The sequence below is a fragment of the Bacillus sp. FMQ74 genome (genome assembly GCF_001875785.1).
Classification (GTDB): domain Bacteria; phylum Bacillota; class Bacilli; order Bacillales; family Bacillaceae; genus Bacillus; species Bacillus stercoris.
In genome coordinates this window covers 32,317-45,179 of record NZ_MOEO01000013.1, presented here as the reverse complement: position 1 = coordinate 45,179, position 12,863 = coordinate 32,317, and the positions used below count along the sequence as shown (strand labels likewise).

The following is a 12,863-nucleotide window of genomic DNA, read 5'->3' as shown; positions in this document are numbered from 1 at the left end:
CCATTCACTTCCTATTTTTTGGCCTTTTCATATGCTGCATGCCAATCAGGAAAAGCTTTGCGAAACTGAATAGGCTTAAAGCTTTCTTTATCCACACAAATATGAGATGAGGTGGCTTTGATGGAAAGCTCACCGGCCGGATTATAAATGTGATAACCATAAACGGTTTTAAAGCCGTTATATTCCTCTATCCATGTATGGACAACCGCGGTTTCTCCGTAATGAAGCGGCTTTTTATAGGAAATGTTGATATCAACGACCGGAGACAGAACGCCTCTCTTTTCCATTTCACTATATAAAAAGCCTAAGTCCTTGATTAAAGCTGTTCTGCCGACCTCCATCCACACAAGATAATTTGCGTGATAGACAATCCCCATTTGATCTGTTTCTGCATAACGTACTTCTATTTCTTTTTTTGATACATGCAAGATTACTCTGCTCCCTTAACGTCAATTTAGCCCCATTTTACCATAACCAAATCAGAAAGAAAAAAACCAGGTTTCCCTGGTTTTTAAGAACGGTATCCATTTTGTCTCGCTGCGGATTCGTCCTGTATTTCATTACGAAATGCTTCAATGCTCTGTTCGCGTCTTGCATTTTTTTCTTTGATACGCTGCTTATCTTCTCCTGAAGCAAACTCCATTGATGCTTCTGCTTCTTCTATATTTTCAATTGTATTTTGAACCATATCCTGCAATTTTTCTACATTATCAGAACGATCATCAGGATTAGGCTGCTGATATTGATTTTGGTTCTTTGTCATCGGATGTACCTCCTAGAAATAAACTCGATTTTTCGCTACTCACCTTTTGTCTGCATGATGATCGGCTGCTGTCCTGAAGTATCATGCATTTTTTCCCCTTTATTGGCTTTATATTTCACAGGCTTTGTACCCAAGTGGCTTGGAGCATATTGAGGCTGACCGTTTTTCTTGTTGTTTCCCATGCTTATCCCTCCTCAACAGATAGGTTTCTCAAAAGGAGGGGTAAACATGAATACAAATTAAAGGTTATTTTTGCTTAAATCGCTGTTCAAGCTTTTCTTCAAGCTGATTTAAGTACTCTGTATTAGTCATCAGCTCTTTTTTGTTTTCCATGACGAGCTCATGAAAAGAACGTTTTCTCATCTTCTTCACGCTTCTCACCTCCGCATATTCTTTTATTTTTTCCAATTCTGAAAACTTGTAAGCATATCTGAACATAAAAAAACTGAATCTAATCAAGATCCAGTTTTTGTTCCATTTCTTTTTTTGTCATGGTGCCAATGTGTATGTCTTGAATAACACCTTTTTCATCTAAGATATATGTCGTTGGATATGACATCACGTTATAGTCAGCATTGATCCCTTTTTTATCAATCAGAATGGGGAACGTTAAATCATACGTATCAGCAAACGTTCGGACCTGTTTTTCACTTTTCTCAGCTGAAGTGAAATTCACCGCAACAACCGCAAGTTTGTCGGCGTACTCTTTTTGCAGCTCTTCCATCGCCGGCATTTCCTGACGGCACGGCTTACACCAAGTTGCCCAAAAGTTGAGCAATACTTTTTTGCCTTGTGAATCCTTTAAGGAGCTCTTCTCTCCTGACAGCGTTTTCGAAGAAAAATCAGGTGCTTGTTGCCCCTCTTCAATGCCGACTTCTTTTTTGCTGTATGTTTGATAAAGGTTCCAACCCATATAACCGGCAAGCATGATAAGCAGGATCCCAGCAAGCCATTTTTTCAGCATATGCCACCTCCGCAGCACATTGTGTCATAAAAAGAAGAGAAAGCGAAATGCCTTCTCTTCCTATTGATTCATCAGGACTGCTTCATTTTTTCGCGAAGCACCATCTGAAGGATGCCGCCATGGCGGTAGTAATCAATTTCAACTTCACTATCAAAGCGGACGACTGCTTCAAAAGTTGTTACATTGCCGTCTTCATTGATTGCTCTTACCGTCACAAGGTCACGAGGGCGAACGGTTTCATCAACATCTACCTCGATGACTTCTTTACCCGTTAAGCCGAGTGTATCCGCATTTTCACCTTGTTTAAACTGAAGCGGCAGCACACCCATGAATACAAGGTTGCTTCTGTGAATTCTTTCAAAGCTCTCTGCAATTACCGTTCTGATGCCAAGAAGATTTGTTCCTTTTGCGGCCCAATCACGTGAAGATCCCATACCGTAGTCTTTTCCTGCTAAAACGACAAGACCGGTTTTATCTTCTTTGTATTTCATGCACGCATCATAGATGGACGTTACTTCACCAGTTGGCCAGTACGTCGTAAATCCGCCTTCTGTACCCGGTGCGATTTGGTTTTTGATGCGGATGTTGGCAAATGTTCCTCTCATCATGACTTCATGGTTTCCGCGGCGGGAACCGTAGGAGTTAAAGTCACGAGGAGAAACTCCTTTTTCTTGCAAGTACTTTCCGGCAGGCGTATCTTTTCCGATTGCCCCAGCAGGAGAAATATGGTCAGTTGTGACTGAATCGCCGAATTTACCGACAACACGCAAACCTTTTAATGGTTCAACCTTGCCTGGTTCAACAGACATTTCTTCGAAGAATGGCGGGTTTTGAATGTAAGTTGACTCGCTATCCCATTTATATAATGCTTCATCTGTTGTTTCAATTTCGTTCCAGCGCTTGTTGTCATCAAATACGGTTTCATACTCTTTGCGGAATAGCTCTGGTGTAACAGTTTGCTTAACAAGTGCATTGATTTCATCCATTGACGGCCAAATATCATTAAAGTATACGTTTTGACCATCTTTGCCCACACCGATCGGATCGGTTTTCAAGTTAATGTTTACCGTTCCAGCCAGCGCATATGCCACAACAAGCGGCGGTGAAGCAAGATAGTTGCCTTTAACAAGCGGATGAATACGCCCTTCAAAGTTACGGTTTCCGGAAAGGACAGACGTAATCAGAAGATCATTTTTCGCAACCGCTTCTTCGATTTCTGGTGAAAGCGGACCCGAGTTTCCGATACATGTTGTACATCCGTATCCAACGAGGTTAAAACCAAGCTCTTTCATGTATGGAAGAAGGCCTGAATTCACAAGATATCCTGTAACAACTTTTGAACCCGGTGCAAGTGACGTTTTCACGTAATTAGGCACCTTAAGCCCTAGCTCAACTGCTTTTTTCGCTACTAGTCCGGCGCCGATCAGAACATATGGGTTAGATGTATTCGTACAGCTTGTAATCGCAGCAATGGCGATCGCACCCGTTTTCATAACTGTTTCTTCGCCGTTAAGGAGTTTAAACTTAATTTCTTTATTTTCTTCCTCTGCATTTAAACCGAAACCTTGGTTGCCTGCAGGGCTGACTAAGTGCTTTTTAAACGTTTCCTGCATAGCAGAAAGCGGGATCAAATCCTGTGGACGCTTTGGACCTGATAAGTTCGCTTCGATTTGAGACAGATCAATTTCAACCACATCAGTAAATTGAGGGTCTTCCGCATCCGGAGTGTAGAATAAGCCGTTGCTTCTGCAGTATGCTTCAACAACATCAATATGTTCAGGATCACGGCCTGTCAGACGCAGGTAGTTAAGCGCTTCTTCGTCTACTGGGAAGAATCCGCATGTAGCACCGTATTCCGGCGCCATGTTCGCAATTGTTGCGCGATCTGCAAGCGGCAGTTCAGCAATTCCCGGTCCGAAGAATTCAACAAATTTGCCGACAACGCCTTTTTCACGCAGCACTTGTGTTACTTTTAACGCCAAGTCAGTAGCTGTTGTTCCGTTTGGAAGCTTGCCGACAAGTTTCGCGCCGATTACCTCTGGAACTGGGAAGTAAGAAGGCTGTCCAAGCATTCCCGCTTCAGCTTCAATTCCGCCGACACCCCAGCCGAGAACACCGATACCGTTAATCATTGTTGTATGTGAGTCTGTCCCGACAAGCGTATCAGGATACGTTACAAGCTCACCGTCTTCTTCAATGGCATGGACAACACTTGCCAGGAACTCAAGGTTGACCTGATGCACAATACCTGTTGCAGGCGGCACTGCTTGATAATTGTTAAACGCTTTCTTTGCCCAGCTTAAAAATTTGTAGCGTTCTGCATTTCTTTCGAATTCCAAATCCATATTTACTGCTAACGCGTCTTCCGTACCCGCTTTATCAACCTGTACAGAGTGGTCGATAACGAGATCAACAGGAATTTCAGGGTTGATTTTATCAGGATCTCCGCCGACAGCTGCCATCGCTTTACGCAGTGAAGCAAGGTCTACTACTGCCGGAACCCCTGTGAAGTCTTGTAAAATAACACGAGATGGTTTGAACGGTACATCGATTTCCTTTAATTCGGCAGTTCCCCATTTTGCCAAATTTTCCACATGTTCTTTTTTGATGACGAATCCATCCACTTGACGCAAAACTGATTCTAAAAGAACTTTGATGGAATAAGGAAGCTTTGAAACCTTCCCGATACCTAAATCTTCTAACGCTTTTAAAGAGTAGTAATGATATGTTTTCCCATTTGTAGTAAACGTTTTTCTCGCTTGGAAAACGTCTTTTGCTGCAGTTTTTTGCTCGTTTGCCATTCTCCAAAATCCCCCTTCAGATCAGATCATTCTCAGATGAACATTACATTCCATCACAATTTTCTCACAATTTCATATTAAAACAAAATCATACATAAGTAAATATCAATGTTTTTATTAAATACAATAAGTTCGACTTATGAGAAAATGCACCGGTAATTTTTACTGTTTATGCTCTCTCATATAACACAATAAAAGGAGCCATATTATGATTGAGGTGATAATGATGGTTAAAAGAAAAGCGAATCACGTCATTAACGGAATGAATGACGCCAAAAGCCAAGGCAAAGGTGCCGGCTACATCGAAAACGATCAGCTTGTACTGACTGAAGCTGAACGCCAAAATAATAAAAAGAGAAAAACCAATCAATAACATCGAACTCTTTTAAGGAGGTCCTCATTTTATGACCAATAAGAATACAAGTAAAGATATGCATAAAAACGCCCCAAAAGGACACAATCCTGGACAGCCTGAGCCTTTAAGCGGAAGCAAAAAAGTGAAGAACCGAAACCACACAAGACAAAAGCACAACTCAAGCCATGATATGTAAGAAAAGCAGACCTTAGTGTCTGTTTTTTTATGCGTTCACCCATTTATAATCCACCGCATATGCTGTAAGGCAAGGTTGATATGTGGAGGAATGCTTCCATGACCCATTCAAAACGTAATGATGCAAATGATTTCGATAGTATGGATGAATGGCTTCGGCAATTTTTTGAAGACCCCTTCGCCTGGTACGACGAAACATTGCCTATTGATTTATATGAAACAAGTCAGCAGTATATTATAGAAGCGGACCTGACTTTTTTACAGCCGACACAAGTAATGGTTACCCTGTCTGGCTGCGAGTTCATTTTAACAGTCAAATCATCAGGACAGACTTTTGAAAAACAAATGATGCTTCCTTTTTATTTTAATGACAAAACCATTCAAGCCGAATGCGAAAATCAAATACTCACAGTCGCCGTCAATAAAGAAACAGAAGATGGCTCTTCTTTTTCTCTTCAATTCCCTCTCAGCTAAACATAAAAAGTCACTTTCATCCCCTATTATGAAAGTGACTTTTTTTCCGTCCATTTATCGTCAAATACCATCTAGTGACTCTCCCATGGCCAAATAGCAGATTCACTATACAATAGAATATGATCTACTATCTCTTTTGACTAGACATCTATCACTTTTTTCTATTCTTTTTTTACTGTGTCCTTCTAATCTCTCTTCGTATACAATATGGTTAGAATAAGGGGGAATGATTGATGCTGGAAGGATGGTTTTTGTGGTTTATTCTGTTTTGGGTGATCATGATGGTTGTCTTATTATCAATCGGCGGTTTTTTCATGTTTCGAAAGTTTTTAAAGCGTTTACCAAAAGAGGACGGCAGGTCAGAGCTTGATTGGCAGGATTACTATATTGAAAACAGCAGACATTTATGGAACGATGAAAATAAACAGTTTCTAGATGAATTGACAGCGCCGGTGCCAGAACTGTTCAGAGATGCAGCAAAAGCCAAAATCGCAGGCAAAATCGGTGAGCTTGCATTAAAAGAAAAGGTAGCAAAGATTGATCAGCAACTTATGATCAAAGGTTATATTCTCGCAACTCCTAAAAGAGACCATACCTTCTTAAAAAGGCATCTGCGGGACAAAAAAATCGATCTGGAGCCTTATCAAACCCTTCTCAAATAAAAAACCTTTCCTGGCAAGAGGAAAGGTTTTTTAATTCATTTGAATATTAGCTGACTGCAACTCGTTATGAAGTTTTCGATATGATAAATACATGGCGATTCTCCAGGGCACAATCATACCGAAAGCCAGAATCCAAAACATTCCGCTCAATGCACCATAATCAATTGATGTGCTCAAGATCGATTTCATCACGATTCTGATCACCAAAAGACCGACTAATATAAAAACAAATGCTTTAGAGCGTTTCATGTAAATTTCATTATTTTTAACTTCGAACTTAGAGGTTTTGATTAGAAAAATAGAGAAAATCACACCTAAAGTGAATGCTTCCAAAAACTCTGCACCAGTAACCCAAAAAACCGGAAATAAAAACATTAACGCTCCCGTACTCATAAAAATCGGCGGGAGAATGATTTTTTTTGGTGAAACAGGCTTGTCAGAGGACTTTATTCTGACCACCATCACAGCTACAGCCATTAACACAGCAATAATCGATGAAACTATAATCATCATACTTATCATTCCTTTGTTTCTCGGAGTGTTGATACTATATACTATACTCCAAAACAATAAAAAAAACCATTTTGAAAAGAAATGACTTTAATATCCCATAACGCGGCTGACAGCTTCTAGCACTTTTGTTTCCTCAAACGGCTTCACAATAAAATCCTTTGCCCCCAGCTCAATTGCTTCCGTTACAATTCTTTGCTGGCGCATGGCAGTGCACATGATGACCTTCGCTTTAGGATCAAAGGTTAGGATATCACGAAGCGCCTTTATGCCGTTTTTCACCGGCATTGTAATATCCATTGTCACAATGTCCGGGCGCAGTTTTTTATACAGGTCCGCTGCTTGCTCGCCGTCCGCCGCTTCGCCTGCGATTATGTAATTTGCCTCTTCCAAGATCTCTCTGATTTTCACTCTCATGAACTTGGCGTCGTCTACAACTAAAACTCTTGTCATATTCCCCTCCAAAAAAACGATTTCCACAAATAATAGTCTTATTGTACCAAAAACAACAGGTTTAGTAGTAGTGCGAAAGTAATCCGCCATCAAAAACCAGTAAATCCTCCAAAAAGGTCAGACAGCAAAATAATGATCAGGCTCATCCAATCAAAGAATAACAGCACACCAATCACAATCATTAAAACGCCGCCTGCTTTCATGATCAAAAGCTGGTTCTTTCTTATCCACTTCAGCTTTGTGATAAAGAAAGACAATAAAAGAAACGGTACAGCAAAACCGAGTACATATAACATCATGTATGGCACCGCTGAGCCCGGATTGGTGCCTGCAAGTGAGATAACAGCCCCTAATATTGGACCGGTACACGGTGTCCATCCCGCCGCAAATGCCATTCCGATTAGGACTGAACCTAAAAACCCGCTCGGTTTATGCTTAAAATGGATTCTCCGCTCTTTCATCATAGCCTCTGGCCGGAACACGCCGAGTGTAAAGAAACCGAACAAAATAATAAGCAACGCGCCAATTTGCCGAATCGCATCATGGTAATCCCTAAACAGACTGCCAATTAAAGATGTTCCATAGCCTAAAGCAATAAAAATGACTGAAAAGCCGAGCAAAAAACATAAAGTATGAAACAGGCTTCTTTTCTGCAGCAGCAGCTTTTCTGTTTTTACATCATCCATGCTGACCCCTGTAATATATGACAAGAAAGCTGGATAAAGCGGCAGGCAGCAAGGCGAAATAAAGGATAAAAACCCTGCTCCGAATGTCAAAAAATAATTCACGTCTCCCATGTCATCATCCCTTCATGATTTGACATTCCTTCAAGTTATGACAAAATCATTTCATTTTTTTAACACTTTCACTTGAAGGATTTCTATTCTCAGAAAAAACTTATATAATTTAATTTGACATTGAGATATTGTACTCCTTCTCATTTGAAAATTAGTATAAATATGGATATAATATAAACATTCAACTTGAAGATCTAATGTATGAAAGGATACATCCCTGTGATTAGAGAGCATCTATTAAATGAAATTGAAAAAAAAAGAGCAGAGCTGCTGCAAATTGTCATGGCGAACGGAATGACATCTCATATTACGATAGAGCTCAGTCAGGAGCTTGACCATCTTCTCATACAATATCAAAAGCAGCGCCTTCGAGCAGTAGCGGGTGATGAATGATCGCAAAATAAAAAACCCGTATAGGGTTTTTTATTTTATAACCATGTTTCTCTATATCATAATCTTTACGTATTATTTCGTTTGATTATTCATGGCTTTCATCATTTGATTGATTTTCTTTTGAGAAGGTTTCATTCCCATTTGCATCATCATCATGCGTAACATTTGTTCATTAATAGGCGGATTCTTTTTCAGGTAGCTCATCATATATTTACGAGCAATAAAAAACCCGAGTGCAACACCTATGAGCAATGCAACAACGCCCACTAGGATGCCAACCCATAAAGTCATTTTATTTCCTCCTTCATGTTGTCTAGTTTAAAGTGTACTAAACCAAAAGCTATTATACAACATTTACATCTCTTTTTCTTCGGTTTTAGACAAAATTTCTTTCTTTCACCGGATTTAGCCATCCGTAACGCTTCGAATTGAAATCCATTGCTAAAAAGCAAGGGCTTACTTTTCTTAACACCTCAAAGAAAATCGTTTCTGCCTCATAATCTCCCGAAGCCACTATTTCTATCATGTGCTCCTTCATCATAAATGTCGCATGGCCTTTTGCTTTTGGCAAAGCTATTCTATAAATATAATCCAGCTGCCTGTAATCCGTTTTGTTTAAATTCATTTTTAACCGCTGATGCATATGTAAAATCGGGATTGGTTGTGTAATATATTGAATCTGTTTCTCTGTCATTTCATACTGCTGCTTTTCAAGGCTTGTCCAATGATAGTCTTGAAACAGCTCAAACATAACCGATTCCCGCCCGAAATAGTGATTGGCAAACTCCTCTTTTATCAGGTACGTATAGTAATGACGTTCCATCTTTTCATCCCCTTTTCCAGCAGCATTTCATTTGCTCTCTATTATACAAAAGAAGAAAAGAAAGAATTGTCTATTACTGTTAAACAGCCAATACTATTTTTGTCGGATAAACAAGAAAAAGAGGATGATTTGACTCATCCTCTTTCAAAGACTTACTTATTAATTAATGCCTTTACTCGATTCACTACGTTCGGTACTGAGAAGCCGTATTCGTTAATGATGGTTTCACCAGGGGCAGATGCACCGAATCGGTCTATGCCAAGTACGTCTCCTTCAAGCCCCGTGTATTTGCCCCATCCAAATGATGAGCCCATTTCAATTGCTAGGCGTTTTTTCACATCTGCAGGAAGGACTTCGTTTTTGTATTCATCAGATTGTTTCTCAAAACGGTCCATTGAAGGCATGCTGACTACAGAAACATCGATATTTTCTTTTGCCAATTCTGCTTGAGCTTCAATCGCAAGACCTACCTCAGATCCCGAAGCGATGAGAAGAGCGTCAGGTGTTTCGTTTTTAGATTTAGAAACGACATATGCACCTTTTTCTACTCCTGTCAATGCTTCTTCAGGCGTTTGCTCGATGGTAGGAAGGTTCTGGCGTGTTAGCACTAGCGCTGTTGGCTGATCAGTGCTTTGTACCGCAAGCTTCCATGCTGCTGCTGTCTCATTGCCGTCTGCAGGACGGATCAAAGAAAGATTAGGCATCGCACGGAGTGAAGCAAGCTGTTCAACAGGCTCGTGAGTCGGGCCGTCTTCACCTACAGCAATACTGTCATGTGTGAAGACATATGTGACAGGAAGGCCCATTAACGCTGCAAGGCGAATAGCAGGACGCAGGTAATCAGAGAAGACAAAGAAAGTTCCGCCGAATACACGAAGTCCGCCATGAAGCGCCATACCGTTTAATGCTGCACCCATCGCAAATTCACGTACACCAAACCAGAAGTTTTTGCCTGAGTAATCAACCGCTGTAAAATCACCGGCATTTTTAATTGTCGTTTTGTTCGATCCGGCTAGGTCGGCAGAACCTCCGACAAAGAAAGGAATTTTTTTCGCAAGTCCGTTGAGAACTTCACCGGAAGATGCACGGGATGCCAGGCTGCTTCCTTTTTCATAAACAGGAACCTCTTGATCCCAGTCCTTCGGAAGCTCTCCTTTGATTGCCAGTTCAAGCTGTTCAGCAAGTTCAGGATAAACTTCTTTATATTTAGCGAATTGAGCATTCCATTCCTGTTCTTTTTTCTCGCCTGATTCTTTAACAGCTGCAGCGAAATGCTCATATACTTCTGACGGAACGTAGAAATCTTCTTCATATGTCCACGCGTAAGCTTCTTTTGTTAATTTGCTTTCCTCTTTACCAAGCGGCGCACCGTGAACACCGGATGTACCTGCGCGGTTAGGCGAACCGAATCCGATTGTCGTTTTCACTTCAATTAATGTAGGTTTCTTTTCATTTTGGCGTGCTTTTTCGATAGCCGCTGTTAATTCTTCAATATTGTTTCCATCCTCAACATAAAGAACTTCCCAATTCATTGCTTCAAAACGCTGTTTTACGTTTTCAGAGAATGAACGGTCGAGATCTCCATCGAGAGAGATGTCATTAGAATCGTATAGTACGATCAGTCGACCAAGCTGAAGATGGCCTGCGAGTGAAGCGGCTTCAGAAGAAATACCCTCCATTAAATCACCATCACCACAAATACTGTATGTATAATGATCGACTACGTTAAATGAATCACGGTTGTAAGTTTCCGCTAAATGGCGTTCAGCGATTGCCATACCGACTGCCATGGCAATTCCTTGGCCAAGCGGACCTGTTGTCGCATCGACACCGGCAGTATGTCCGAATTCCGGATGTCCAGGTGTTTTGCTGCCCCACTGGCGGAATCCCTTAAGATCTTCAATACTAAGATCAAACCCGCTTAAATGAAGCATGCTGTATAAAAGTGCTGACCCATGTCCAGCAGATAAAACAAAACGGTCACGGTTAAACCAGCTAGGGTTTGCCGGACTTACGTTCATAAATTTTGTCCACAGCGTGTATGCCATTGGAGCAGCCCCCATCGGCATCCCTGGGTGACCAGAATTTGCTTTTTCAATAGCGTCTATTGACAGTGTGCGAATGGTAGCAACTGATTTCTTTTCAATTGTATCCATAAAAATCCCCTTCCTTATGTGTTGTACCCTTACATCATAAATGTCTGACGACTTTTTCTCAACTGTTTCAGCTTAAATTTGAGAGAAACTTGTTGAATTTTGTCACATAAGAGTTTTGATTATAGTATATGCAAAAGAGGAATACGATATTGCCGTATTCCTCTTATATTAGTGAAGTTTGTTATTTCTTTGTTCTCTTTTTAGCTTTTCTGGTGTTACATCATTGCCTTCTGGGTCAATGATTTTCACACTTTTTAAGGTGTTCTTCATAGAAGAACGAAAACCTTTCAAGTACTCTTGACGGAGCTTTTGCTGTTCGGCTTTTTCTTCTTCTGTCATTACGCCAGCTTTTGCTTTAGCAGCAAGCTCATTAATTCTGGCAATTTTCGCGTTTGAAATCATGTTAAACTCCTTTATTGCATTTTGTCTATATAGTACTAGATCAAAAAAAGTTTTACAACTGATTCACTCTACTGTCTCTTCATTCTCTATGTATTCCCGAAAACGCCGGTGAACGGTTGCTTTAGAGACATCATAACCAAACCCTCTTAAGGTAGCCGCGATTTCAGCAAACGTCAGTTTATTCGCTCTCAGGCGGACGATCTCAGAGATTGGCACCTCTATTCTATCTTTTCCGCTGTTCTCGTGTTGGTTTTTCAAGTTTTTTTCCGGTTTAAAACCGTTTTTTACTGCACGCTTCATTCCCCGTTTGATTTTCATGTTGTGAATTTTACGTTGATACTCTTCCACAATGCTCACAATTTCCAGCACCATTGAGTCAGCCTCCGATAACTCCAATTCACCTCTGTGGGCAGTTGTATAGACTTTCACACCTTCTCTGTAAATGCAATGAAGCAGTGCGATTTTTGCGTTTCCCCTTCCGAGCCTTGTCTCATCCTGAACCAAAATGACATCAATTCCAGCGTTCTTAATCTCATCAAGCAGCTCAAATACACCATCCCGATCCATTTCATATCCGCTGGCTTTTTCAGAAATTACTTTGACGACTTCCATGCCGTTCTCAGCTGCAATGGCCGCAAGTTCCTCCTCCTGCCGCTTTAATGACGTTTCCTGTTGTTCTTTATTTGTGCTTACGCGGGCATAAATGAGTGCTTTCATTTTTTCTATCTGTCCTCTCTATCTTACAGTTGCCAATTCATATGCATCCTGATGCCTCTTTTTCAATGGGATCACTAATTCATCACCCGGCTGGATATCAGACGTCTGAAGATGATTTTTATCAGCTACCCATTCAATAAAATCATTTTTATTTATCTTTTTTGTATCAGCTACCTGATCAGCAATTGACCAGAGTGTGTCCCCTTGCTGGACTTCAATTTTAACATACTGATTAAGCTCCTGGCCGCTGCTTGTATATGACAGCATCAGGATAACCACGCTCAAAATCACTGTGAACAGACCGACAAAAATAATAGATTCTTTACTCATGATCATACCTCCGACAGGAATGTTTGTTCGCATTTTTTATAATTTTAGTATATACGAACAAACGTTTC

20 protein-coding genes are annotated in these 12,863 nt (G+C 40.7%); 5 read left to right on the top strand and 15 right to left on the bottom strand.

Annotated elements, in window-relative coordinates; genetic code table 11:
• Window positions 1-11 precede the first annotated feature (11 nt).
• The 6 genes from BLL41_RS19280 to acnA all read right to left on the bottom strand — a co-directional run bounded on the left by BLL41_RS19280 (window position 12) and on the right by acnA (window position 4,528).
• The gene (locus BLL41_RS19280; RefSeq protein WP_071579104.1) at window positions 12-428 is read right to left on the bottom strand and encodes a YbgC/FadM family acyl-CoA thioesterase; all 417 of its coding nucleotides are present in this window, start codon (window positions 426-428) and stop codon (window positions 12-14) included.
• 83 nt (window positions 429-511) lie between these two features.
• The gene (gene tlp / locus BLL41_RS19275; RefSeq protein WP_003231568.1) at window positions 512-763 is read right to left on the bottom strand and encodes a small acid-soluble spore protein Tlp; all 252 of its coding nucleotides are present in this window, start codon (window positions 761-763) and stop codon (window positions 512-514) included.
• 35 nt (window positions 764-798) lie between these two features.
• Window positions 799-945 (bottom strand): acid-soluble spore protein SspN, encoded by a 147-nt coding sequence (sspN, locus tag BLL41_RS19270; protein ID WP_003221249.1) that lies wholly within the window; start codon window positions 943-945, stop codon window positions 799-801.
• Between the two features lie 64 nt (window positions 946-1,009).
• Window positions 1,010-1,135, bottom strand: a complete 126-nt coding sequence (locus tag BLL41_RS19265) for an FbpB family small basic protein (RefSeq protein WP_003244964.1) — start codon at window positions 1,133-1,135, stop codon at window positions 1,010-1,012.
• A gap of 79 nt (window positions 1,136-1,214) precedes the next feature.
• Window positions 1,215-1,727 carry a redoxin domain-containing protein gene (locus BLL41_RS19260; protein WP_071579103.1) on the bottom strand — a complete coding sequence of 171 codons (513 nt, stop codon included), beginning with the start codon at window positions 1,725-1,727 and terminating at the stop codon, window positions 1,215-1,217.
• Window positions 1,728-1,798: 71 nt separating this feature from the next.
• A complete protein-coding gene (gene acnA, locus BLL41_RS19255) occupies window positions 1,799-4,528 on the bottom strand; it encodes an aconitate hydratase AcnA (protein WP_071579102.1) in 2,730 nt (909 codons plus the stop codon).
• Window positions 4,529-4,754: 226 nt separating this feature from the next.
• Here acnA and sspO point away from each other — a divergent pair, with 226 nt between their 5' ends.
• The 4 genes from sspO to yneK all read left to right on the top strand — a co-directional run bounded on the left by sspO (window position 4,755) and on the right by yneK (window position 6,214).
• Window positions 4,755-4,901, top strand: coding sequence for an acid-soluble spore protein SspO (gene sspO, locus BLL41_RS19250; RefSeq protein ID WP_003244839.1), 147 nt, complete (start codon window positions 4,755-4,757; stop codon window positions 4,899-4,901).
• Window positions 4,902-4,932: 31 nt separating this feature from the next.
• Complete coding sequence (locus BLL41_RS19245) at window positions 4,933-5,079, top strand: small acid-soluble spore protein P (protein WP_003221237.1); 147 nt, start codon at window positions 4,933-4,935, stop codon at window positions 5,077-5,079.
• Between the two features lie 80 nt (window positions 5,080-5,159).
• Complete coding sequence (gene cotM, locus BLL41_RS19240) at window positions 5,160-5,552, top strand: outer spore coat protein CotM (RefSeq protein WP_014664130.1); 393 nt, start codon at window positions 5,160-5,162, stop codon at window positions 5,550-5,552.
• A gap of 233 nt (window positions 5,553-5,785) precedes the next feature.
• Complete coding sequence (gene yneK, locus BLL41_RS19235; protein ID WP_003231580.1) at window positions 5,786-6,214, top strand: DynA interaction protein YneK; 429 nt, start codon at window positions 5,786-5,788, stop codon at window positions 6,212-6,214.
• A gap of 30 nt (window positions 6,215-6,244) precedes the next feature.
• Here yneK and BLL41_RS19230 read toward each other — a convergent pair whose 3' ends face one another.
• From BLL41_RS19230 to ccdA, 3 genes are all read right to left on the bottom strand, one after another.
• The gene (locus BLL41_RS19230; RefSeq protein WP_083428080.1) at window positions 6,245-6,736 is read right to left on the bottom strand and encodes a CcdC family protein; all 492 of its coding nucleotides are present in this window, start codon (window positions 6,734-6,736) and stop codon (window positions 6,245-6,247) included.
• Window positions 6,737-6,814: 78 nt separating this feature from the next.
• Window positions 6,815-7,177: a response regulator gene (locus tag BLL41_RS19225; protein WP_014113939.1), complete on the bottom strand. Its 363-nt coding sequence runs from the start codon at window positions 7,175-7,177 to the stop codon at window positions 6,815-6,817.
• Between the two features lie 89 nt (window positions 7,178-7,266).
• On the bottom strand, window positions 7,267-7,974 hold the full coding sequence (ccdA, locus tag BLL41_RS19220) for a cytochrome c-type biogenesis protein CcdA (RefSeq protein ID WP_071579100.1): 708 nt from the start codon (window positions 7,972-7,974) through the stop codon (window positions 7,267-7,269).
• Window positions 7,975-8,193: 219 nt separating this feature from the next.
• Between ccdA and ynzD the strand changes: the two genes are divergently transcribed.
• The gene (gene ynzD / locus BLL41_RS19215; protein ID WP_024121579.1) at window positions 8,194-8,367 is read left to right on the top strand and encodes an aspartyl-phosphate phosphatase YnzD; all 174 of its coding nucleotides are present in this window, start codon (window positions 8,194-8,196) and stop codon (window positions 8,365-8,367) included.
• 72 nt (window positions 8,368-8,439) lie between these two features.
• Here ynzD and BLL41_RS19210 read toward each other — a convergent pair whose 3' ends face one another.
• From BLL41_RS19210 to yneA, 6 genes are all read right to left on the bottom strand, one after another.
• On the bottom strand, window positions 8,440-8,658 hold the full coding sequence (locus tag BLL41_RS19210; RefSeq protein ID WP_003221221.1) for a YneF family protein: 219 nt from the start codon (window positions 8,656-8,658) through the stop codon (window positions 8,440-8,442).
• 85 nt (window positions 8,659-8,743) lie between these two features.
• Entirely contained in the window at window positions 8,744-9,190 is a 447-nt protein-coding gene (gene sirA / locus BLL41_RS19205; RefSeq protein ID WP_003231591.1) for a sporulation inhibitor of replication protein SirA, read from the bottom strand.
• A gap of 152 nt (window positions 9,191-9,342) precedes the next feature.
• Window positions 9,343-11,346, bottom strand: coding sequence for a transketolase (gene tkt / locus BLL41_RS19200; protein ID WP_071579099.1), 2,004 nt, complete (start codon window positions 11,344-11,346; stop codon window positions 9,343-9,345).
• Between the two features lie 168 nt (window positions 11,347-11,514).
• Entirely contained in the window at window positions 11,515-11,748 is a 234-nt protein-coding gene (locus tag BLL41_RS19195; protein WP_071579098.1) for a DUF896 domain-containing protein, read from the bottom strand.
• A 63-nt stretch (window positions 11,749-11,811) separates the two neighbouring features.
• Window positions 11,812-12,465 carry a YneB family resolvase-like protein gene (locus tag BLL41_RS19190; protein ID WP_071579097.1) on the bottom strand — a complete coding sequence of 218 codons (654 nt, stop codon included), beginning with the start codon at window positions 12,463-12,465 and terminating at the stop codon, window positions 11,812-11,814.
• 18 nt (window positions 12,466-12,483) lie between these two features.
• Window positions 12,484-12,801 (bottom strand): cell division suppressor protein YneA, encoded by a 318-nt coding sequence (gene yneA, locus BLL41_RS19185; protein WP_083428079.1) that lies wholly within the window; start codon window positions 12,799-12,801, stop codon window positions 12,484-12,486.
• Between the last annotated feature and the right edge of the window lie 62 nt (window positions 12,802-12,863).